Origin of the sequence: Peptoniphilus indolicus (assembly GCF_900454665.1) — a bacterium.
GTDB lineage: Bacteria > Bacillota > Clostridia > Tissierellales > Peptoniphilaceae > Peptoniphilus > Peptoniphilus indolicus.
The window spans coordinates 1,826,648-1,848,819 of record NZ_UGTH01000001.1 but is presented as its reverse complement, the minus strand read 5'-3'; the positions used below and the strand labels follow the sequence as shown (position 1 = coordinate 1,848,819).

The 22,172-nt window shown below is 30.2% G+C and carries 21 protein-coding genes; 5 read left to right on the top strand and 16 right to left on the bottom strand.

Going from position 1 to position 22,172, the window contains the following annotated elements; genetic code table 11:
- The 11 genes from DYE58_RS08885 to hrcA all read right to left on the bottom strand — a co-directional run bounded on the left by DYE58_RS08885 (position 1) and on the right by hrcA (position 9,909).
- On the bottom strand, positions 1-1,254 hold the full coding sequence (locus tag DYE58_RS08885) for an NfeD family protein (RefSeq protein WP_004821844.1): 1,254 nt from the start codon (positions 1,252-1,254) through the stop codon (positions 1-3).
- 36 nt (positions 1,255-1,290) lie between these two features.
- Positions 1,291-1,737 (bottom strand): GatB/YqeY domain-containing protein, encoded by a 447-nt coding sequence (locus tag DYE58_RS08880; protein WP_004821843.1) that lies wholly within the window; start codon positions 1,735-1,737, stop codon positions 1,291-1,293.
- Between the two features lie 10 nt (positions 1,738-1,747).
- Positions 1,748-1,930 carry a 30S ribosomal protein S21 gene (gene rpsU / locus DYE58_RS08875; RefSeq protein WP_040552761.1) on the bottom strand — a complete coding sequence of 61 codons (183 nt, stop codon included), beginning with the start codon at positions 1,928-1,930 and terminating at the stop codon, positions 1,748-1,750.
- 88 nt (positions 1,931-2,018) lie between these two features.
- Positions 2,019-2,357: a histidine triad nucleotide-binding protein gene (locus DYE58_RS08870; protein ID WP_004821839.1), complete on the bottom strand. Its 339-nt coding sequence runs from the start codon at positions 2,355-2,357 to the stop codon at positions 2,019-2,021.
- Between the two features lie 9 nt (positions 2,358-2,366).
- Positions 2,367-3,656 carry a tRNA (N(6)-L-threonylcarbamoyladenosine(37)-C(2))-methylthiotransferase MtaB gene (gene mtaB / locus DYE58_RS08865; protein ID WP_004821837.1) on the bottom strand — a complete coding sequence of 430 codons (1,290 nt, stop codon included), beginning with the start codon at positions 3,654-3,656 and terminating at the stop codon, positions 2,367-2,369.
- Positions 3,653-4,366, bottom strand: coding sequence for an RsmE family RNA methyltransferase (locus tag DYE58_RS08860; protein ID WP_004821834.1), 714 nt, complete (start codon positions 4,364-4,366; stop codon positions 3,653-3,655). The genes mtaB and DYE58_RS08860 overlap by 4 nt, the downstream gene beginning before the upstream one ends.
- Positions 4,342-5,262 (bottom strand): 50S ribosomal protein L11 methyltransferase, encoded by a 921-nt coding sequence (gene prmA / locus DYE58_RS08855; RefSeq protein ID WP_004821832.1) that lies wholly within the window; start codon positions 5,260-5,262, stop codon positions 4,342-4,344. The genes DYE58_RS08860 and prmA overlap by 25 nt, the downstream gene beginning before the upstream one ends.
- Before the next feature lie 42 nt (positions 5,263-5,304).
- Entirely contained in the window at positions 5,305-6,420 is a 1,116-nt protein-coding gene (dnaJ, locus tag DYE58_RS08850) for a molecular chaperone DnaJ (RefSeq protein ID WP_004821830.1), read from the bottom strand.
- 89 nt (positions 6,421-6,509) lie between these two features.
- The gene (gene dnaK, locus DYE58_RS08845; RefSeq protein WP_004821828.1) at positions 6,510-8,327 is read right to left on the bottom strand and encodes a molecular chaperone DnaK; all 1,818 of its coding nucleotides are present in this window, start codon (positions 8,325-8,327) and stop codon (positions 6,510-6,512) included.
- A 15-nt stretch (positions 8,328-8,342) separates the two neighbouring features.
- Positions 8,343-8,888 carry a nucleotide exchange factor GrpE gene (gene grpE / locus DYE58_RS08840; RefSeq protein WP_004821827.1) on the bottom strand — a complete coding sequence of 182 codons (546 nt, stop codon included), beginning with the start codon at positions 8,886-8,888 and terminating at the stop codon, positions 8,343-8,345.
- A gap of 1 nt (position 8,889) precedes the next feature.
- On the bottom strand, positions 8,890-9,909 hold the full coding sequence (gene hrcA / locus DYE58_RS08835) for a heat-inducible transcriptional repressor HrcA (protein WP_004821825.1): 1,020 nt from the start codon (positions 9,907-9,909) through the stop codon (positions 8,890-8,892).
- 252 nt (positions 9,910-10,161) lie between these two features.
- Between hrcA and lepB the strand changes: the two genes are divergently transcribed.
- From lepB to rpsT, 4 genes are all read left to right on the top strand, one after another.
- Positions 10,162-10,701, top strand: a complete 540-nt coding sequence (lepB, locus tag DYE58_RS08830) for a signal peptidase I (protein ID WP_115312223.1) — start codon at positions 10,162-10,164, stop codon at positions 10,699-10,701.
- A 2-nt stretch (positions 10,702-10,703) separates the two neighbouring features.
- Positions 10,704-12,512 (top strand): translation elongation factor 4, encoded by a 1,809-nt coding sequence (lepA, locus tag DYE58_RS08825; RefSeq protein WP_115312222.1) that lies wholly within the window; start codon positions 10,704-10,706, stop codon positions 12,510-12,512.
- Positions 12,512-13,696 carry a radical SAM family heme chaperone HemW gene (hemW, locus tag DYE58_RS08820; RefSeq protein ID WP_004821818.1) on the top strand — a complete coding sequence of 395 codons (1,185 nt, stop codon included), beginning with the start codon at positions 12,512-12,514 and terminating at the stop codon, positions 13,694-13,696. The genes lepA and hemW overlap by 1 nt, the downstream gene beginning before the upstream one ends.
- Before the next feature lie 67 nt (positions 13,697-13,763).
- Entirely contained in the window at positions 13,764-14,027 is a 264-nt protein-coding gene (rpsT, locus tag DYE58_RS08815) for a 30S ribosomal protein S20 (protein ID WP_115312221.1), read from the top strand.
- Positions 14,028-14,075: 48 nt separating this feature from the next.
- Here the strand turns inward: rpsT and holA are convergent, their stop codons facing one another.
- The gene (gene holA, locus DYE58_RS08810; RefSeq protein ID WP_115312220.1) at positions 14,076-15,074 is read right to left on the bottom strand and encodes a DNA polymerase III subunit delta; all 999 of its coding nucleotides are present in this window, start codon (positions 15,072-15,074) and stop codon (positions 14,076-14,078) included.
- The gene (locus DYE58_RS08805; protein ID WP_172463329.1) at positions 15,052-17,298 is read right to left on the bottom strand and encodes a DNA internalization-related competence protein ComEC/Rec2; all 2,247 of its coding nucleotides are present in this window, start codon (positions 17,296-17,298) and stop codon (positions 15,052-15,054) included. The genes holA and DYE58_RS08805 overlap by 23 nt, the downstream gene beginning before the upstream one ends.
- Before the next feature lie 73 nt (positions 17,299-17,371).
- Here DYE58_RS08805 and DYE58_RS08800 point away from each other — a divergent pair, with 73 nt between their 5' ends.
- Positions 17,372-18,748 (top strand): hypothetical protein, encoded by a 1,377-nt coding sequence (locus DYE58_RS08800; protein ID WP_115312218.1) that lies wholly within the window; start codon positions 17,372-17,374, stop codon positions 18,746-18,748.
- A gap of 271 nt (positions 18,749-19,019) precedes the next feature.
- Here DYE58_RS08800 and DYE58_RS08795 read toward each other — a convergent pair whose 3' ends face one another.
- The 3 genes from DYE58_RS08795 to thrC are packed head-to-tail and all read right to left on the bottom strand — an operon-like array spanning position 19,020 to position 22,172.
- On the bottom strand, positions 19,020-19,925 hold the full coding sequence (locus DYE58_RS08795; RefSeq protein WP_004821799.1) for a DMT family transporter: 906 nt from the start codon (positions 19,923-19,925) through the stop codon (positions 19,020-19,022).
- A complete protein-coding gene (gene thrB, locus DYE58_RS08790; protein ID WP_004821797.1) occupies positions 19,912-20,742 on the bottom strand; it encodes a homoserine kinase in 831 nt (276 codons plus the stop codon). Before thrB ends, DYE58_RS08795 begins: the two co-directional genes overlap by 14 nt.
- Positions 20,736-22,172 (bottom strand): threonine synthase, encoded by a 1,437-nt coding sequence (thrC, locus tag DYE58_RS08785; protein WP_115312217.1) that lies wholly within the window; start codon positions 22,170-22,172, stop codon positions 20,736-20,738. The genes thrB and thrC overlap by 7 nt, the downstream gene beginning before the upstream one ends.

The following is a 22,172-nucleotide window of genomic DNA, read 5'->3' as shown; positions in this document are numbered from 1 at the left end:
TCAAATTATCCTCCTTACATAAATTTTAGATTTTTCAACCTTTGAAACTTCAACTTCAACATTTTTATCTATGTATCCATCTACAGAAATCGCTTCATATTTTACATCCATATATTCAATAAAACCTGTAGGTTTCATGACAGTTTTGGTTAAGCAAATATCCCCAACATTTAAATTTGCTGTATCTACACTTAAAAACCCTTCTTCAGAAGAAAGGGAATTATTTAGCTTTAGACTATTAAATAAATTAGTTTTCATTCCTTTTTTCACCATAAACATTCCTATAGCAAATGTAACAATTATAGCTAAAGATAGTGATTTAATAGCAACTTCTAAACTACCCATTGCAAACACTACACCTAATACTAACGATATTATTCCACCTATTCCAGCAATTCCAAATCCTGGCATCATTATTTCAATAAATATCAATATTAACCCCAGAACAAATATTGCTATAGCATACCAACTTGCATTTCCCGCAAATATATTGCCTATAAAGAAAAGCCCAAAAGCTATTATGCTTAAAACTCCACCTACTCCAAAACCAGGCATAAATAATTCAACAACAAGAGCTGCCATACCTATTATAAGTAGTAGAGATGAAACAGATTGAGATGAAATAAAATCTAAAAATTTCATGCCAGCATTCATATTTGCTAACTCATAATCTTTTATATTCCTTTCTGACAAAAATTCATCAAAATCTTTATACGTATAATCAGATATTCCTAAATCTTTACTTTTCTCCGCATTTAAATTTAAAAGTTTTCCCTTTTCAACTACATTTTCTATAACTACATCAGAATCTGTCATCGCCACTATAACGTCTATATTTCTCCCACGTCTACTCGCAGTATCTGAAAGTATAGATCTCCAATAAGATAAAGTCTTCTCTGTATTAGGAATCGGCTCTGCAGACCCAATTGTTGAACCCTCAACCATATAAACTTCATCACTTGCAATAGTCAACAACACTCCTGCTGATTCAGCCTTATTATCTACTACAGAAATAGTCTTAGCTTTAGACCTCATTATAGAATTTTTTATTTCTTCAGCAGAAGCTATTGAACCACCATATGTGTCAATTTTAAAAATAACAGTATCTTCATTTCTTAAATTTTTTATGGAACTATCTATAAAATTTGTCTTTGCCGAATTGATTTCCCCTTGAATAGGTACAACCAAAACTTTAGCATCAACCTTTGTAAATAGTACTAAAGCCAAAAAAATACCCAAAATAATTTTTTTCATATTACACCTCTTTACAAAAAAAGCCTAAGGATTTCCCTAGGCTTTTAGTAATTTTCCAGCAACTGCGCTTACAAGCTTACCATCTGCTCTTCCACTGACTTTAGGCATAACATTCTTCATAAGTTTACCCATATCAGCAGGTGAGTTGATTTCATGTTCGCTCATAACTTGTTTGATGATTTCAGTTAGTTCTTCTTCATCTAATTGCTTTGGCAAATATTTAAGTAGTATTTCAATTTCAGCATTGGTTTTTTCAACTAAATCGTCTCTATTACCACGCTTGAATTCATCAATTGCCGATCTTCTTTCTTTAACTTGCTTAGAAATTATGTTTAGTATATCGGAATCATTGAGTTCTATTCTCTCATCTACTTCTTTTTGTTTGATGCTGGCACGTACAAGTGTGATAGTATCTTTAGCCAACTTATCTTTGTCTCTCATTGCAGATTTTAAATCTTCCATGAGCTTGTCTTTTAATGACATACTACACCTCTTAGTGTCTTGAACGCTTCTTTCTACGCGCTTCTTCAGATTTTTTCTTTCTTTTTACGCTTGGTTTTTCATAATGTTCTCTTTTTCTAGCTTCTTTTAGAACTCCACTAGTGGCACATTGTCTCTTAAATCTCTTAAGAGCATTGTCAAGAGATTCATTTTCTCCAACTCTAATTTCTGACATTGTTTCCCCTCCCCTCATAGAAAGGTAGCTTTTCTTAGCTAATTCTTATTAATTATACACTCTAAAGCTTTAAATTTCAATATCTTTTTCAACCTGGTGGCCATTTCATACTTCTCCCACCTAATACGTGGAAGTGTAGGTGCCCAACAGTCTGCCCTCCATCTTCTCTAGTATTGATAACAACACGATATCCATCTTTTAAATTTTTTTCTTTTGCAATTTCACTTATCTTTAACATTATATGTCCTAGTAAAGCTTTATCTTTTTCTTCGATTTCATAAAGAGAAGTTATATGTTCTTTTGGAACAACCAAAAAATGTTGAGGCGCTTGTGGCTCAATGTCATTAAAAGCATATATTAACTCATCTTCATAAATTTTATCAGATGGAATTTCCCCTGTAATTATTTTACAAAATAAACAATCCACTATATCCCCCTAACTTAAAACTACTTCGAAAGGTTCGTTTTCTTCTGATACTATTCTAACACTTTTGGTTATATTTTTTAAGTCATCTGCACTTTTGATAGCACATCTTAAATAATTGGTTGAATATCCTACATATTTATCTTCTATTTTTTCTTCAAATAACACTTCTAATTCTTCTTGCTCCGAAGCAAATTTCTTCATTAATTTTTCATTTAATTCAATAAGTTTTTGAGACCTACTATGTTTTACTTCCCCATGAATTTGATCTGTTCTTTCAGCAGCTGGAGTTCCATCTCTAATAGAATATTTAAATACGTGTATTCTTGAAAACTCAATTTCTTCAACAAATCTACGTGTTATTTCAAATTCTTCATCAGTTTCTCCAGGAAAACCTACTATTATATCTGTAGTTATACCTGCCTTCGGCATATATTTTCTAATTAAATCAACTACTTCTTTGTATTCCTTAGTAGTATATCTTCTGTTCATTTCTTTTAAGACCTTATCACACCCGCTTTGTAAAGATAAGTGGAAATGGTCACAAAATTTTCCCGTTGCTATTGCTCTTTGTAAAAATTCCTCTGTAATTGTCATAGGTTCTACAGAAGACATTCTAATTCTTTCTATGCCTTCAACGTCAGCTATGCTTTCAATTAGTTCTATTAAACTTTTGCCTGACTCTTTTCCATAAGATCCTATGTGTATTCCTGTCAATACAACTTCTTTATATCCTGCTTCAGCTAATCTTTTCGCCTCTTTCACAGAATCAGAAATGCTTCTCGACCTTATTCTTCCCCTTGCATAAGGTATTATGCAATAGGTACAAAATCTATTACATCCATCTTGAACCTTCATATATGCCCTGGTCATATCTGATTCTTTTGATATATTTATTGGTTGAAATTCATAATCTCCGTCCAAACTTCTAACTGCGTTAATAAATTCTCCATTATTTTGGAAATTTTCAACCATATTTACAATATCTGATCTTTCAGTAGTTCCAAGAACTATATCCACACCTTCAATTGAAGCAACTTCTTCTGGAGATACTTGAGAATAACACCCAACAACCGCAACAATAGATTCAGGATTTTCTCTTTTTGCTTTTCTTATTACTTGTCTGGATTTTCTATCAGATAAGTTTGTAACGGTACAAGTATTTATTATATATATATCTGCAACTTCAGTTTCTTGATCAACTTTCATATAACCTTTTTCTTCAAATAACTCGCTCATCGCCTCAGATTCATATTGATTTACCTTACAACCAAGAGTAGTTATAGAAAATGTTCTTTTCATTTTTCTCCTTCCAAACAATTGATGATATGATAGCTGGCAGTGATTGCCGCTGTTTCAGCTCTTAATATTCTCTTGCCAAGAGATATTATATGAGCTCCATAACTCTTCAACTTATCTATTTCAGACTCTTCAAATCCACCTTCAGGTCCTATTACTAGCGCTATATTTTTAGATTTAATATCTAAATCTAAAAATCTTAAGTCTTCTTCATTTTCGTAGCATACTATCAATTCTCCATCAAATTTTTCCAAATCCTCAATTTTTATCGGATATGAAACCTGTGGTATATAATCTCGTTTAGATTGTTTTGCTGCCACTTCTGAAATTTTTTGCCATCTATCTATTTTTTTATCTGTCTTTCTATCTATATCACTTACATTTCTCTTTGCTATAAGTGGATTTATAAATGCTACTCCAACTTCAACAGCACCTTTTATTGCAGCTTCCATTTTGTCACTTTTTAAAATAGCTTGCACCAAAGTCAACTGTACTTCACTTTCATGCTCACTTTCTACTTTATTTAAAATTTGTAAAACTACATTTTCTGAATCAAAGTTCTCAAAAATCGCTTTAAAAATTCCACTTTCAGTTACAGCTTCAACTTCTTCATTTCCTGATATCCTAAGCACTCTCATAAAATGATGTGAATTTTGCTTATCTAAAATTATTTTCTTATCACTTTCTATCAATTTTCCGAAGAATCTGTACATATCCTACCTACTAATAAAGCCCATCCGTTCTTTTCTCTTTTTTCTATTATTTCAAATCCATTTTCAATCAATGCATTTTCAACCATATAGATTTTCTCTACAATTATGCCTGAGGAAATAAACAGCCCATCATCTTCTAAATGTGCTTTCAAATCAGGTACCATTTCAGCTATAATTTCTGCAATTATATTGGAAACTATAATGTCAGCCTTGCCACTTACTACATCAAGTAAATTTGCTGTATGAATTTCTATTTTATCTTCTACATTATTTAGTATTGCATTTTCTTTACTTACTTGTGTACATTTTGAATCGATATCAACTGCAACAATTTTTTTAGCTCCCAAATTTGTAGCTGCAACTCCTAAAATTCCAGAGCCGCATCCTATGTCAAACACAACATCATCTTCAATAACATAATCTTCAAGTGCCTCTAAACACATATATGTTGTTTCATGAGTTCCAGTTCCAAATGCCATTCCTGGTTCTATATATATCTTATTAGTGTGAGAACCGTTGTATTCAAGCCAAGATGGTATTATTACCAAACTATCACCAACTTCTACAGGTTCATAATATTTTTTCCAATTATTAGCCCAATCTTCATCATCTATTTCATTTATTTCAAGTTCTCCAAAAGTTCCCAAGTCAGTTTTTAATTTTTCAACAACCTCTGATTCAGATTCTTGAAAATAAACTTTAAAAGTTCTCATTCCAGGCTCTAAATTTAGAATTCTCTCATCAACAAAATCCCAGTCTTTTTCAATTTTATCAAGTTCTTCTATTATTTCTTTTCCTTCTTCTTCAAAAATATAAATTTCGTTATCATATAATGTGTTTAAAATGTTGTCGCGATTTTCATCTTTTGCTTTTAGGATTAATTCTATATATTTCATAATTACCTCCTGTAAAAAAATAGACAAAATCTAAGATCTTGCCTATTCAAAAAACTCTTTAAGTTTATCAAACAATGACTTGTTTTCTTGAACTGTATCCTTACTCTTCTCTCTCAATTGTTCAAGTAATTCTTTTTGTTCTCCTGTAACTTTTTTAGGAACAATTATATTTACTGTAAAATATAAATCCCCTCTACCCTCACGTCTTACATAAGGAACTCCTCTGCCCTTTAACTTAAAAGTCGTTCCTCCTGCAGTCCCTGATGGTATTTTATAATCTGCTAATTCAGTTAATGTAGGAACCTTTATTTCAGCACCTAACACTGCGTCCATGTATGTTATTGGAATGTTTAAATGTAAATCAAATCCATTTCTTTTGAAAACAGAGTCTTCCCTAACTGTGATATATACAAATAAATCCCCATTTGGTCCGCCGTTTTCTCCGACATGTCCTTGCCCTTTCATTGAAACTACAGTATTGTTGTCAACTCCTGCAGGAATTTTAACTTTTACTTTCTTAGTTATTACTTCTTTTCCAGTTCCATGACAGTGTTTACAAGGCTTTTCTATTACTTCTCCAGTTCCATGACACTTATCACATTCTACAACTCTAACAAATCTTCCAAAAGCTGAATTGCTCTCAACTCTTATTTGACCGGTTCCATGACATTTGTCACAAGTTTTCTTTTCAGAACCTTTTTCAGCTCCCGTTCCATCACAAACGTGACATTTTTCTCTAACTCTTAAGCTTATTTCTTTTTCAACTCCAAATACAGCTTCTTTAAAGTCTAGAGTTATGTCATATCTTATATCATCGCCTTTCATAGGTCCTTTATATTGTGTAGAGGTTCTAAACCCACCAGATCCTCCAAACATATCGAAGATATCTCCGAATATATCTGAAAAACCACCAAATCCTGAAGATTCAAATCCTCCACCATTTATTCCATCTTCTCCATACATATCATAGTTTTGTCTTTTATTTTCATCTGACAAAACTTCATATGCCAAATTTATTTCTTTAAATTTAATTTCTGCTTCTTCATTTCCAGGATTTAAATCCGGATGATATTTTTTTGCAAGTTTTTTATATGCTCTTTTAATTTCATCTTGAGAAGCTCTTCTCCCAACTTCTAAAATTTCATAAAAGTCTCTCAAATTTCCACCACATTTCTAAAATAATATTTTAACCTTTTTAACAAAAAAAATAAAGCTAAATCGTGTATGATTTAGCTTTAAGATATTAATTATTCTTCATCTTCATCCACAACTTCATAGTCAGCATCTACAACATCTTCTTTTTGTGCATCAGATTGTCCTGCTTCAGAATTTGCATTTTTATAGATTTCTTCAGATACTGCATAGAAAGCTTTTGTAAGAGCTTCAGTTTTAGCTTTTATCTCATCTAGATTTTCAGAATCTTTAACTGTTTTCAATTCTTCAATTGCTTTTTCTATATTTTCTTTATCTTCTGGTTTTATCTTATCTTTAACTTCTTCTAAAGTTGACTCAGATTGATAAATCATTGAATCTGCAGTGTTCTTAGCTTCTATTAATTCTTTCTTTTTAGCATCATCTTGAGCATACATTTCAGCTTCTTTTACTTTCTTTTCAATTTCTTCATCTGATAAGTTTGTAGATGATGTAATTGTAATATGTTGTTCTTTACCTGTTCCAAGATCTTTTGCTGAAACATTTACAATTCCGTTTGCATCTATATCAAATGTTACTTCAATTTGAGGTATACCACGTCTTGCCGGTGCAATACCATCTAATTGGAATCTTCCAAGAGTTACATTGTCTCCAGCCATTTGTCTTTCACCTTGTAGTACGTGAATATCTACTGATGTTTGGTTGTCAGAAGCTGTAGTGAATGTTTGACTCTTCTTTGTAGGGATCGTAGTATTTCTTTCAATCAATCTAGTTGTAACTCCACCCATTGTTTCAATCCCTAGAGATAGAGGTGTTACGTCTAATAATAGAAGGTCTTTAACATCTCCTGAAAGAACTCCTCCTTGGATTGCTGCACCTAAAGCAACACATTCATCTGGGTTGATATCTCTTTGAGGGTCTTTTCCAACTAGATTTTTTATAAAACTTTGCACTGCTGGAATTCTTGTAGAACCACCAACTAAAAGTATTTTGTCTATATCGGATGGGCTCATTCCCGCATCTTTCATAGCATCTAAAACTGGTTGTTCTGTAGCTTTTACTAAATCTTTAGTCAATTCATCGAATCTTGCTCTTGTCAAGTCCATATTCAAATGTAAAGGACCTTCTGCTGTTGCAGTTATAAATGGTAAGTTGATGTTTGTTGACATAGTTGACGAAAGTTCTTTCTTAGCTTTTTCAGCTGCTTCTTTTAATCTTTGAAGACTCATCTTATCAGATTTTAAATCTACTCCATGTTCTTTTTGGAATGAAGCTGCTATAAAATCTATAATCTTAGCGTCGAAGTCATCTCCACCAAGTTTGTTATTACCTCTTGTAGCATGTACTTCGAATACTCCATCAGATAATTCTAAGATAGATACGTCGAATGTACCACCACCAAGGTCATATACCATAACTGTTTGTGAATCTTCATCTTTATCTTCACCATAAGCTAAAGCTGCTGCTGTAGGCTCATTAACTATTCTCTTAACTTCAAGACCAGCTATTTTACCTGCATCTTTTGTAGCTTGTCTTTGAGCGTCTGTGAAGTATGCTGGAACTGTAATTACAGCTTCAGTGATTTTTTCTCCTAAATAACTTTCTGCATCTGATTTTAATTTTTGTAAAATCATAGCTGAAATTTCTTGAGGTGTATAATCTTTTCCATCTATTGAAACTTTATAATCAGTTCCCATATGTCTCTTAATAGATTGAATTGTTCTATCAGGGTTTGTAATTGCTTGACGTTTAGCTGTTTCTCCAACTAATCTTTCGCCATCTTTTGTAAAAGCTACAACAGATGGTGTAGTTCTGTTCCCTTCAATGTTTGGAATAATAACTGATTCGCTACCCTCCATAACTGCTACTGCTGAGTTTGTTGTTCCTAAATCAATTCCTATAATTTTCCCCATTTAATTTCCTCCTAGTTATTGTGAAACCTTAACCATTGCTGGTCTAAGCACTTTATCATTCATCTTATATCCTTTTTGCAAAACTTCTATTATAAGGCCTTCTTCAACGCCTTCTCTTTCTTCGACAAGCACCCCATGGTGCATATTAGGGTCGAATTTTACATTTGTTTCACTTATTTCTTCTACATCATATTTCTTTATTAACTCAATCAATTGTCCATGTATCAGCTCAATTCCTTCAGAAAAACTATCTTTTTCTGAAACTTGAGATAAAGCTCTTTCAAAATTATCTATAACACTAAGTAAATCCAAAATAACTTTTTGAGCACCTAGAGAAAGATAATCTTTCTTTTCATTTTCAGACCTTCTCCTGTAATTTGTAAAATCTGCCTGCAATCTTATAAGTTGATCTTTTAATTGAGTTTCTCTTTCTGATTGTTGTTCTTCAATATTTTCTTCAGAAATCTCTTCTTCAACTATAGATTCTTCTGTAACTACTTCTTCGTTTACTTCAATTTCTAAATTTTCTTCTGTATTTTCTAAATCTTTATCGTTCACCATCTCACCTCAACATCTTATCTATAGCTAATTTCAAGTTATCGCTTACCAATTTAACATTTTGAATTTGAGTTCTATAGTCCATTCTGATAGGTCCCAAGATACCAACTTTACCTGTTATTTCTCTTTTTCTATCATAAAATGATGACACAATTATTGAATTTTCTTTTATTATGTCTATTTCATTTTCATTCCCTATTACAACCGTTAAATCTTCTTCAAAATCATTCAATGTATTAACTAAATGACTGCTCTCCATCAAATTCATTATATCTATAACTTGACTCTTATTTATTTCATCTTGGAAATTGAACACATTCTTTATGCCATCATAAAAGAAATCTATCTTATTAGAATCCTCATTGAATTCAGCTATAGTTCTTATGACATGAGTTATAAAAGCTGTCCATTTTGTCAAAGACCCCGTAACTGTTATATCTAAGCTATCAACTTCCAATAAATTTATACCTACTAAATTCTCATTGAGCAAAGAATTTATATCAGCTAATTCTTTTTCACCTATTTTAATATCAGACTTAAAGAAATGTTTTTCAACAACCCCCTTATCTCCTACTACTAAAAGTAATATTGTGAACGAATCTATTAATACTAACTGTACAAGTCTTATCCTTGAATCAGCTTTTTTTAAAGCTATAACATAAGAAATATAATTTGATTTCTCAGATAAAATTTTAGCTGCATTTTTAAACACATCATTTAAACTCTCTGCCTGGTCAAGCATCAAATCTAATAAGTTATCTCTCACTTCAAAATCATCATCTAAGTTTTTTCTTAGCTCATTCACAAAAAATCTATAAGCTTTAACAGATGGAATTCTTCCAGCTGAGGTGTGTGGTTTATTTAAATATCCTAAATCTTCTAAATCCGCCATTTCATTTCTTATAGTCGCAGAACTTACACCTAAATTAAAATCTTTTGATATAGTCCTAGAACCAACCGGACTCGGAGAATTTATATAGGAATTTACAATCGCGTTTAAAATTTCTACCTTTCTCGATTCCATATCATCACCCTTTTGTTAGCACTCTTTTTCTTCGAGTGCTAAAGCTTATGGTTAAATATTAAACCTTTAGTCAAAGAATGTCAATAGATTTCAAAAAAGTTTTTTACTTTCTTTCTTTAAGAAACTTTCTATGTAATAAAATTGTAGTTCTAATCGTTGTTTAATACGGTTCTAATTTTAAAATTTAATAATATATGGTAAAATATTTTAATGCTATAAATGCTTTAAATAGCAAACAAAGGAGTTAATAAAATGAAAAATGAAAAAAAAGAAAATGTGTTTCTAAGTTACATAAGTACTTTTGCATTTGCGATAATACTTGCTTTACTTATTAAAACTTTTATTTTTAGTTCCAATATGGTTGTTGGTGAATCTATGCAACCAACTCTTCATGAAAATGATAGACTAATCGCCATGATACTTCCATTACATTTCAAAGACCCTGAAAGGTTCGATATAGTAATAATAAATGCTCCTGATGAAAAAGGAAAAGAATATATTAAAAGACTAATCGGCAAACCAGGAGATACTGTCGAAATTAAAGATGGTGTTGTTTATGTAAATGGAAATAAACTTGAAGAAACTTATATTGACTCAAGTGTTTATACAGAAATATATGACCAATCTTCATGGACTCTTGGAGATGGAGAATTTTTTGTAATGGGGGATAACAGAAACCCAGGTAAGAGTTTGGATTCAAGATTTTTTGGTCCAGTTAAAAAAGATGATATAAGAGGCATTGTTAAATTTAGATTTTGGCCATTTAGTGATTTTGGCACAATTGGAGGTTAAATTTGTCTAGACAAAAAAATATTAGAAATTTTTCTATAATCGCACACATTGACCATGGAAAATCAACTTTGGCAGATAGACTTATAGAGATGACGGGAATGCTCACTTCAAGAGAAATGGAGGCTCAAGTTTTAGACTCAATGGACCTTGAACGCGAAAGAGGTATAACTATTAAGTTAAAGGCTGTTAGACTTATATATAAAGATGAAAACAACGAAGAGTATATATTCAATTTAATAGATACTCCCGGCCATGTCGATTTCAACTATGAAGTTTCAAGGTCTTTGGCTGCTTGCGAAGGAGCTATTGTAGTTGTCGATGCAAGTCAAGGTGTTGAAGCTCAAACTTTGGCAAATGTATATCTTGCATTGGACCAAAACTTAGAACTTGTACCTGTTATAAATAAAATAGATTTGCCAAGCGCAAGAATTGATGAGGTAAAAAAAGAAATTGAAGATATCATAGGGATTGATACTGAAGATGCTCCCCTTGTTTCTGCTAAAAAAGGAATTGGAATAGACCAAGTTTTCAAAAAAATAATTGAAGAAATTCCTGCCCCACAAGGTTCTGAAGACAAGCCTTTAAAAGCTTTAATCTTCGACTCTTATTATGATTCATACAAAGGCGTTGTTTGTTATGTAAGAGTGCATGACGGATCAGTAAAACCTGGTGATGAAATCAAGATGATGGCTACCGGCAAAACATTCGAAGTTGTTGAAGTTGGTGTGGTAACTTCTTCACATATTGCCTTAAACTCTCTTCAAGCTGGAGATGTAGGTTATATAACAGCAAGCATAAAAAACGTTAAAGAAGCAACAGTTGGAGATACTATCACTCATAAAAACAAACCAACCGAAACTCCTTTCCCCGGTTATAAAAAAGTAGTACCTATGGTATATTGTGGTATCTATCCAGGAGAAGGCGAAGAATATACTGAAATAAGAGATGCTCTTGAAAAACTTCAAGTAAATGATGCAGCTCTTGATTTTGAAGCTGAGACTTCAGTTGCTCTTGGCTTTGGTTTTAGATGTGGTTTCTTAGGCCTACTACACATGGAAATAATTCAAGAGAGATTGGAAAGAGAATTTGATTTAAATATCGTAACCACTTCCCCATCAGTAATATATAAAGTAGAAACTACTAGTGGAGAGCATTTAGATATACAAAACCCAACTAATCTTCCTCCTGTTACTGAAATTTCTTCTATTAAAGAACCAATTGTGAGAGCAGAAATTATGACTCCTACAGACTATGTTGGTGCTGTTATGGATTTATGTCAAAATAGACGTGGTACATTTATAGATATGACATATCTTGAAGAAACTCGCGCTCTTATAAAATATGATTTACCATTAAACGAAGTAATATATGATTTCTTTGATGCTCTTAAATCTAAGACTAGAGGATATGCTTCATACGATTATGAATTGACAGGATATAAAGAAAGCAACTTAGTTAAACTTGATATTTTAATTAACTCTAACCTTGTAGATGCCTTCTCAATAATAGTTCACGAATCTACAGCTTACAATAAAGGAAGAAAAATTTGCGAAAAGCTTACTGAAGTAATCCCTAGACATCAATTTGCTGTGCCTATTCAAGCTGCTATAGGAAATAAGGTAATTGCTCGTGAAACAATAAGAGCTCTTCGTAAAGACGTACTTTCTAAATGCTATGGTGGAGACATCTCAAGAAAGAGAAAACTTCTTGAAAAGCAAAAAGAAGGTAAAAAACGTATGAGAATGGTTGGCGATGTTGAAGTTCCTCAAGAAGCATTCTTAGCCGTTCTAAAATATGACGAGGAAAAATAATGAATACTTTAGATTTTAAGTCCCAAAAATTTTGGGACTTTTTAAACATCCATAGTTCAGATGATATTTCAATTTATATACACATTCCTTTTTGTGAACAAAAATGTCTTTACTGCGATTTTTACTCACAAGTTTCTTCTACAGAGGCTCACGAAAAATACATTGACTCATTAATCTATGAACTATCAAATTACAAAGAATATCTATCTTCTAAAGAAATTAAATCAATTTTTATCGGTGGCGGAACTCCAAGCGCAATAAATCCAAAACTTATAAAGAAATTTATGGAGTATCTACAATCTATATGTAAACTATCAGACGATTGTGAAATTACTACTGAGAGTAACCCAAACTCGCTCACTGATGAAGCAATAAAGATTTATATTGAAAGTGGAATAAATAGAATTTCTATGGGAGCTCAAAGCTTCAACGAAAAAATTTTAAAAACTATTGGCAGAATCCATTCTCCTGAACAAATCTATAATACTATAGAATCTATTCAAAAAAACGGAATTAAAAACTTTAATATAGATTTAATGTTAGCCCTTCCCAACCAAACTATCGAAGATATAGATGAATCACTTGAAATTGTAAAAAGATATGACATTCCACATGTATCATACTATTCTTTAATTCTTGAAGAAGGAACGCCACTTTATGATAATATGGACTCTTACCAATTCCCTGATGAAATATTGGATAGAAAAATGTACAGAAAAATTGTAGATGCTTTCAGTTTAAATAATTTAAACCAATATGAAATTTCCAATTTTTCAAAAAGAGGTTTTGAATGCCAACACAACTTGAGATACTGGAAATTAAAAGACTATATCGGATTAGGTTGTTCGGCTCAATCAAATATATCTAATATAAGGTATTCAAATGTAACATCTTTGAAAAATTATTTAAATCAAAATTATAGCTATACATTTGAAAATTTAAATAAGATAGAGAGATTAAATGAATATACTATGTTGGGTTTAAGACTAAATGAAGGAATAGATATAGAAGATATAAACTTTAAATTTAATATAGACTTTGAAAAAGAATACAAAACTCAAATTAAAAAAAATTTAGACAATAAATTAATCACTTTAAATAATGGAAAAATACAGCTCACAACTATTGGAAAAGATATTTCAAATGTGGTAGAATTAGACTTTACAAGGATTCCTTGTAATTAAATCTTGCAATTACAAGATAATAATGTTAAAATAACAAGAGCGCAAATTGAGTGTGGAGGTGAATTTCATGGCAAATATAAAATCAGCAATAAAAAGAATAGACGTTGCAAAAAGAAATGCAGCACGTAATAAGTCTGTTAAAACTGAAATTAAAAATTATATTAAAAAGTTTGAATCAGCTATTAATAGTGGAAAAGTTGAAGAAGCAAGAGAACTTTTAAAACTTACTGATAAGAAACTTAAGAGAGCTGTTTCTAAGAATGTTTTTCATAAGAACAATGCATCAAGAAAAATATCTAAACTTGCTAAAAAATTAAACTCTGCAAAATAATTAATTAAATCAGATAGATTAACCCAGGAAATTCCTGGGTTTTTTATTTTATATAGATATTTTTACCAATAAACTTTCAAATAATGCTCTCTCGTCTACTGTTCTCGTTTTTATTGTGTGGTCATACTCCAACAATGAAATATAAATTTCTTTTAACTTATCCTTTTCAAATTTATTTGAGGCAACTTTTAATTTTGAAAATTCATACTGTTTGATTTTTAATTTCTCCATAATTTTCATATCTTGATAGCCTTGTTCCTTCAAATTTTTGTATGATAGCAACAATCTAAATTGCCTTGCCACCATATAAAAAATCTTTTGTATCGGCTCCCCCACTTGGTATAGATTATTCAGCTCCAGCAGAATTACCGAAATATTTTTATTCATCATAGCATCTAAAAAATTAAAGATATTCGTATCAATGTTAGAAATATAAACTTCATCTATCATCTGTCTATTGACTTCGTCTTTTGCGGTCGCAAGTATCTTATCAACCTCATTTTTGACATCATATAAAACTACATTTAAATTTTTAGAATTATATCCAGACTTCTGTGCCAAATAACTCACATCAGCAGGAGATATTTTAAATCCTCTTTCAGAAATATATTCATTTAAAAATTTTCTAAATTCATTTTCTCTTAGTTTAGGAAACTCAACATTTCTCTTCAATTTAGAAAAATATTTATAAAACTTAGTTGTCTTTAAAACTTCATCTTCATAGTCTAAAAATATAAGGATAGAATGTTCACTCATATACTGCATTATTTCAATAGTCTCATCTTGTATATTTTTTATAAAATCATTAAAATTTTTCACAATTACAATTTTTTTAGAGTCAAATACCGGCAAAGTCTCAACCGCTGAAATCAATGTACTAACTTCCAAGTTCTTTCCATCTATATATTGTAAATTAAAATTTCTAAAATTTTCCGAAGTTTGGCTTTCAATTATCTCATTTACCATCCTATCCATCATTAGCTGTTCGCTGCCGTAGAATAAATATGCTCCATTTATTTCAGTATTATAAAGTTCTTGATAAACCATAATTCTCCTTTAACACTTTTTCATTTTTCTTTAAGAATAATATAATTGTAATTAAATCTATTACAATTGCTAATGCTTCATGTATATAATTATTTTTTTCTAAAAACCCTTTGAACTTAATTTCTTTTCCTAGTTCAAAATTTATTTCGCCTACACTTGCTGTTACTTTATAATTTGTCCCAATTGAATTTAACATCTTAATAACTTCTATATGAGGATGTCCATAAGAATTACCTATACCTGCAGATATTGTGGCAAATTTAGGACTTGTCGAATTCAAAAATATTTCCGACGTGGAATTTTTCGAGCCATGATGAGCTACCTTTAAAAAATCTACATTACTATCAAATTCTTTTATACAATTTGAATCACCTGTAAATAAAGCATTAAATCCATTAAAATTCATAAGCATCACCATAGAATTTTCATTTTCTTCTCTATAAGGTGAATAATCATTTAAACTTTCAAATTTTAAGCCGTTGGTTTTCAAATAACTATTCTTGGTAAATATATGCAAATCACTATTTTTCTTCAATACTCTTACATATTTGTTGTCAGCTAAATATGGAACATAAGAATTTTTGATTTTTATATTACCAATTAGGTCAAGTACACCATCTACATGGTCCTCATCAAAATGTGATATAAATAATTTATCAATTTTATTAATCCCCTTACCCTTGAGATAATTTAATAAATAAATCTTCCCCGGCCTAAAATCACCATGAGACCCACCTGTATCTATTATATAATTTTTCCCCTTATAACTTATATGTGTGCTATCCCCTTGCCCCACATATATGGAATTTATTTGCAATGTATTACTTTCTATCACAGACTTCGCCCCTAAAAAGATTAAAAAACAAACTATTGATACAAATGCAAATTTATTTAATTCATGTTTTTTAAATCTTATATCATTTACTATAAAGAACAATCCTAAATATAAAATAAATATGTATGTCAAACTTGGTTTTGGAACAGGGATCTTTAAATTTAATTCTATTAAATTAGAAGTGAAATCCGTAAACATCAATAGAACTTCAATGGATGGTTTCACTAAAATCCCGAGAGGTGTAAATACATTGACAAAAGCTAAAATTATAGCAATTGAATAAATTGGCACCAAGACTACATTTGATACTATTGATAAAAAATTTATTTCATAGAAAAAATATGCCATTACAGGAGCTAGTGCAACAAAAACACCAACTGAAACTCCAAATGACTTCGTCAAAAAATTTCTTTTAAAAATATAATCGTATCTCTTATAGAATAATAAAATTCCCAAAACTGCCATATAACTCATCCAAAACGAACTTGAAACTATATTGTATGGATTCAAAGCTAATATTATTAAAGCACTTAACTTCAAACTACTTAAAGCACTATACTTTTTCTTCATTAAAAAAGCTAACAGTTGACAACTCGCCATTACAAAAGCCCTCAATGCAGCTACAGGCATACCCACTAACCAAATATATATAAAAGTCAAAACAATAGCTGTCACTCTTCTTATGATTTTTGGAATTTTAATAGACTTAAATACAATTTCTAACGCCTCGAGAACTATTCCTATATGAAAACCTGACATGGCAATTAAATGCATTATTCCCAAATTTCTATAAACCGCTAAATTTTGTTCGTCAATATAATTCGAATCAGATAAAATTACAGACTTTAAAAATTCTCCATGTTTTTCTGAAATTCCATAAAAACTATTATTTACATGAGACTTGAATTTTTCTCTAAATCCTAAAACTTTATTTTCTCCAATTAATTTCTCACCATTGGAAAATACATTTGCCTTTATATTTTTACTGAGCAAGTATGCCTTATAGTCAAAATCTGTAGAGTTCATTTTTCCTACTGGCTTATTAACCTTCCCTGAAAAATCTATTACATCACCTATTCTTAAATTTTGTTTTGAATATAAAATTATATTTGTTCTATTTGAAATCTTTACTACATATTTAAGCTCATCATTTGCATAATCATCAACTACTACTCCCTTTGTGGAAATATTTTTAGGAAAAGATATATCAGATGTCTTAACATTAAATCCCACAATCATATAAAACAGAATAAATATAAAAATGTACTTACTCAATTTGTTTAAATCCTTTAAAATGTCAAATAATAATATTAAAATTGAAATACCTATTACATATTTTGACATTGGTAAAAAATATCCAAATAAAATGCCTAAGAATCCAATTTCCATACTACACCTCATTTTTAAATCCTAATTATATTTTACAATAATCTATGATAAAATAGTATGGAAAGAGGTAATTATGGAAGAAAGATATATTAAATTAGCTTATGAAAAAGTTCATACTTCAGACATTGAAGGTATAGAAGAAATCAATGGTGTAAAATATGCCCTACCAAAGAGTACAAATGTGTTTTTTGGTACTGAAAACATAGTTGGAGATAAATTTAAGGTCAATGACGAAAAACCAGAACCAAAAGAAATTTCCAATAAAATTTATTTTAAAACAAATTCAAATAACTTAAAATTTGAAATTGACTATACTAACAGACTTGACTTGATTCAACAAATAACAGCAAATGCCATAGTCAGAATTATAATCAATAAAGCTACAAATTTAAAAGTTGAAAACTACTACATAAATTCTGTAGACAACCAAATAGTAATCGACTCAAACGATATAAGCTTTATGCAAATAGAACAAATTGAATCCACAGCAAACCATCTAATTTTGAGTAACCTATCAACTAATAACACAGGTAATATTTTGATGATTCGTGGATATGGTAGTATTGAGTCAGTTGGACCAGTGTGCGAAAGAATAGGCGAACTTGGTTTGTTGAAGATAAAGTCAGCTTCTAAAAAAGATGATAAAATATCCATACACATAGTCAGTGGTAAAAGAGCAATTGATGATTATTTTGAAAAATCAAAAATAATTGATAATCTGCAAAGCATACTAAATGTAAATCAATCTGAAATATTAAAAAAAATAAAAGAATTGAAATTTAGTAAATCTAATGTAGCTCCTAAAATAGAATCTAACTTAGAATTAGACACTTTAAATAAATCCGATAACTTTATAGATGAAAATAATCAAAAAGAAGTTACATTAGACGATACTTATGAAATAAAGACTTCAACTTTACCTTCATCTAAAAAGGACTCTGAAAATTCTAAAAAATATAAAGATACAACAGAAGTGTCTAAAGATAAATATATAATATCTGAAAAATTAGAAGAAAAAGTTGTGGAACAAACTGCCGAAGTCAGAAATTTAGTTGAAAAAGTAAATGAGATATCAAAAGACACCTCTATAAAAAATAAATTATCAGAAAAAGCTTTTAATCTCACAAAATTTACAACAGATGTTGACGGCATACACTTTATCTATAAAGTTTTTAGAAACAAAAACATTCAAGAGATAATTCAAGGTGCAAAAGAAATTTCTAATGTACCTAACTACATTTCCATATTAGGTTTTCCACTAGGTGATGTTTCAAATTTCTATGTAACTCGTTCTAAAAACTTAAATATAGATTTAAAAAATATTTTAGAAAAAATAAACCCAAAACTATTCCTAAAAAGTTCTGGAAATATGTATGAAGTAGAAGGTACTGTAAATACTCAAAATTTAGCCACAGTTATGGAATCTTTTCTACTAAATATAAAAAATTAACTAAAGGTGATGTGCAGAATAGATGATTCTACTCTGTGACATAATTTTTTTATGGCTCTAAAATATCTGTTGGGAAGTAAATCTCTAACAGATATTTTAGAGCCTTTTTAATTGTATTGTATCATTAATTAGTATAAAATTAGTTAATGAAAATGTGTCTTTTTGTTTTTTCATGATTACATTGTATCAAAAAAGACAAGAATTTTTTATTTCCTCGCCTTTTTTATTTTAGGACTTTTGTAACAGCTCTTTTTGATTTGTATAATATTTTTCATATTTTGTTATTTAACACTAAAGTGCCTATTATTACCATTGCAAATCCAATTAAAAGTCTTATACTAAATGTTTCTCCTAAAATAACTACAGATAATATTGAACCAAAAATTGGCACAAATAATTTATATATGCCAAACTCTCCTGTAGATTGATTTTTTAAAACCATATACCATAATGTAAATGCCGTTGCCGATATAAATCCACCATACAATATTAGTAAAACAGCTTTAAAATTAACAGTCCAAATTGTTTGTTTTAATATGATGCCTATAATTATAAGAGGTATACATCCTATGCAAAATTGAAATGCTGATATTATAAATGGACTAACACTGTTTCCTTCTTTTTTAACGAGAACTGTTGCAAGTCCATTTAGTGTTATAGCCATTATTATTGAACCTTCACCAAGAAACGAGAAAGATGTACTTATATTTCCACCTGAATTTATAAATATAATCCCAATTGTTCCAATAACTAAAGCTACTATTTTTCTCTTTGTAAGTCTATCTCCTTTAATTAATAGAGCTGAAAAAACAACAATTATAAAAGCATTAAAAGATTGTATAACTGAAGCCTTAACTCCCTCGGTATAAAACAATCCTGTATAATAGAAAAGGTAGTGAAGAGTTATCTGCAAAAGAGCTATCTTTATTAAAAATTTATAATTTAAACTCTTAAAATCAACTCTATCCTCTCTATTAAAAATTTTAAAATAGAATATTGTTATAATTCCGGCAACAAAAAATCTTAAGCCAGCCACTAAAAGTCTTGAGCCTATATCACCACTTTCAATAGATAAAATTTCATATTGCATTTTTATCATAGGAATGGCCGAACCCCATAAAAACATACAAAATAACGATATAAATATCGCACTTCTTTTGTTTTTAAATAGTTCCATAAACAGTAGCTCCTTCGTTATCAACTTTACAACTTAAAATTTTCCATTCATTTTTTAGTTTATCCATCTCATCAAATTCATTCGAAAAATCTACATCTGCATTTGAAACCAATAATATAGTTGAACCTGAACCGCTCAAAAACAATTTTGAATGACTATCTTTAAATATTTCCTTTATCTTGTCATATTCATCTATTATTTTAAATCTTTTCTTTTCATGAATGGTATCTTCCGGAGCATTAATGATTAAATTTAAATCCCCTGTCCTCAAGGCATTAGTTATCATAGCAGCCCCAGCTATATTTTGTACGGCACTTTGTCTATCCATAAATTCTGGAACTAAATTTCTCGACTCTTCAGTAGACATTTCAAAACTCGGAACTAAAGCATAGAACTTTAAATTCTTAGCTACTTCTACTTTTGTAACTGTACTTCCAAAAGCAATAGTATGTCCTCCAAAAATTGCCGCAGCAACATTATCAGGATGACCTTCTATATCAGTGGCAAGCTCTAAAATTTTGTATTTATCAAATTTATTCCCCTTGTACTCATTAGCCGCCATTAATCCCGCAACTATACACGTAGCTGATGAACCAAGACCACGACTACGTGGAACATTGGATACAACATTTATTTCAACTTCAGGGCAATCTATTCCGAGTTTTTCAAAATAATATTTAAATGATTTCAAAATTAAATTATTTTCTTTGGCCTTTCCCAATTTAAATTCAAATTCATTGTAAATATTAAAAGCTATTCCAAAGCTATCAAAACCAGGACCTATATTAGCAGAAGTTGCCGGAACTCTTACTAACACATTATCCTCTCCCTTACAAATTCTTTAATATCTTCCTTATCAATCACTAATTCTTGCATAGAATCAGTATTTACTTTTTCTAAAAATTCAACATCATTTGAAAGTTTAGCAACTTCTTCTATTGCTTTTGCTTCATCGTCTACATCCAAGCCTATAGCCTTTGAAATTTCCATTGCAAATTTTACAGGAGACGCTGTAGCAGCAATCAATATCTTTTTATCTTTGCCGTCCAAATATTTCTCTGCAGCTTTTACAGCAACCGCTGTGTGAGTATCTATGACGTAGCCAGATTTTCTATATATCTTATCTATAACTTTAAGCGTTTCTTCCTCTTCACATGAAAAGCCAAACATTTCTAAATCATTTTTATACTCAAATTTACCTGTTTCATTTAAATTCTTCATCAAACTATAAATTTCATTTGAGTCACCTGATTTTAATGAAAGATAGCGTTCTAAATTGCTCGAAACTAAAATATCCATAGACGGAGAATTTGTCTTATAAAACTCTCTGTTTGTATCATAAACTCCAGTCTTTATAAAATCTTCAAGTATATTATTTTTATTTGAAGCGCATATAAAGTCTTCTATTGAAAGTCCCATAAGTTTTGAAAAATACGCCGCCAGTATATTCCCAAAATTTCCAGTAGGAACTGCTACAGATATTTTCTCTCCATTCTCTATAATTCCTTCTTTAACTAATTTATAGTAAGAATAAAAATAATAAGCTATTTGAGGCACCAGTCTTCCAATGTTAATTGAATTTGCAGAAGTTAATATGTGTCCTGCTTCTCTAAGTTCTTTTTTAAACTCTAAATCATTAAATATTTTCTTTAACGCAGACTGTGCATCATCAAAATTTCCATCTATAGCTACAGCTGTTGCATTTTTAGAGCCTGAATTAATCATCTGTGCCCTTTGAATCAAACTTATTCCATCTGTTGGATAGAATACAATTATATTTGTATTATCTACTCCCGAAAAACCACTTATAGCAGCAGAGCCAGTATCACCAGAAGTTGCAGTAAGTATCAAAGTCTTTTCTTCAATATTATTTTCTTCTTTAGCTATTTTAATTAATCTTGGAAGTAGTGAAAGTGCAAAATCTTTAAATGCTCTTGTCTCTCCGTGAAACAACTCCATAAAATATAAATTGCCTACATTTTTTATTGGGAGTATATCTTTTGGAAATTTTGAATAAGCTTTCTCTATTTCTATTTTTAATTTTTCTCCATCTAAGTCATCAAATATAGCAGATATTACTTTGTATACAAATTCTGTATAATCTAATCTCTCTATCTCTTCATCTGTAAAATTTACTTTTCTTATTTCTTCAGGAATAAAAAGTCCCCCATCATCAGCTAACCCTTTTAAGAGAGCTTCTGAAGTTGAATCTACAAAACTATTTCCTCTTGTACTGTAATATTTCAT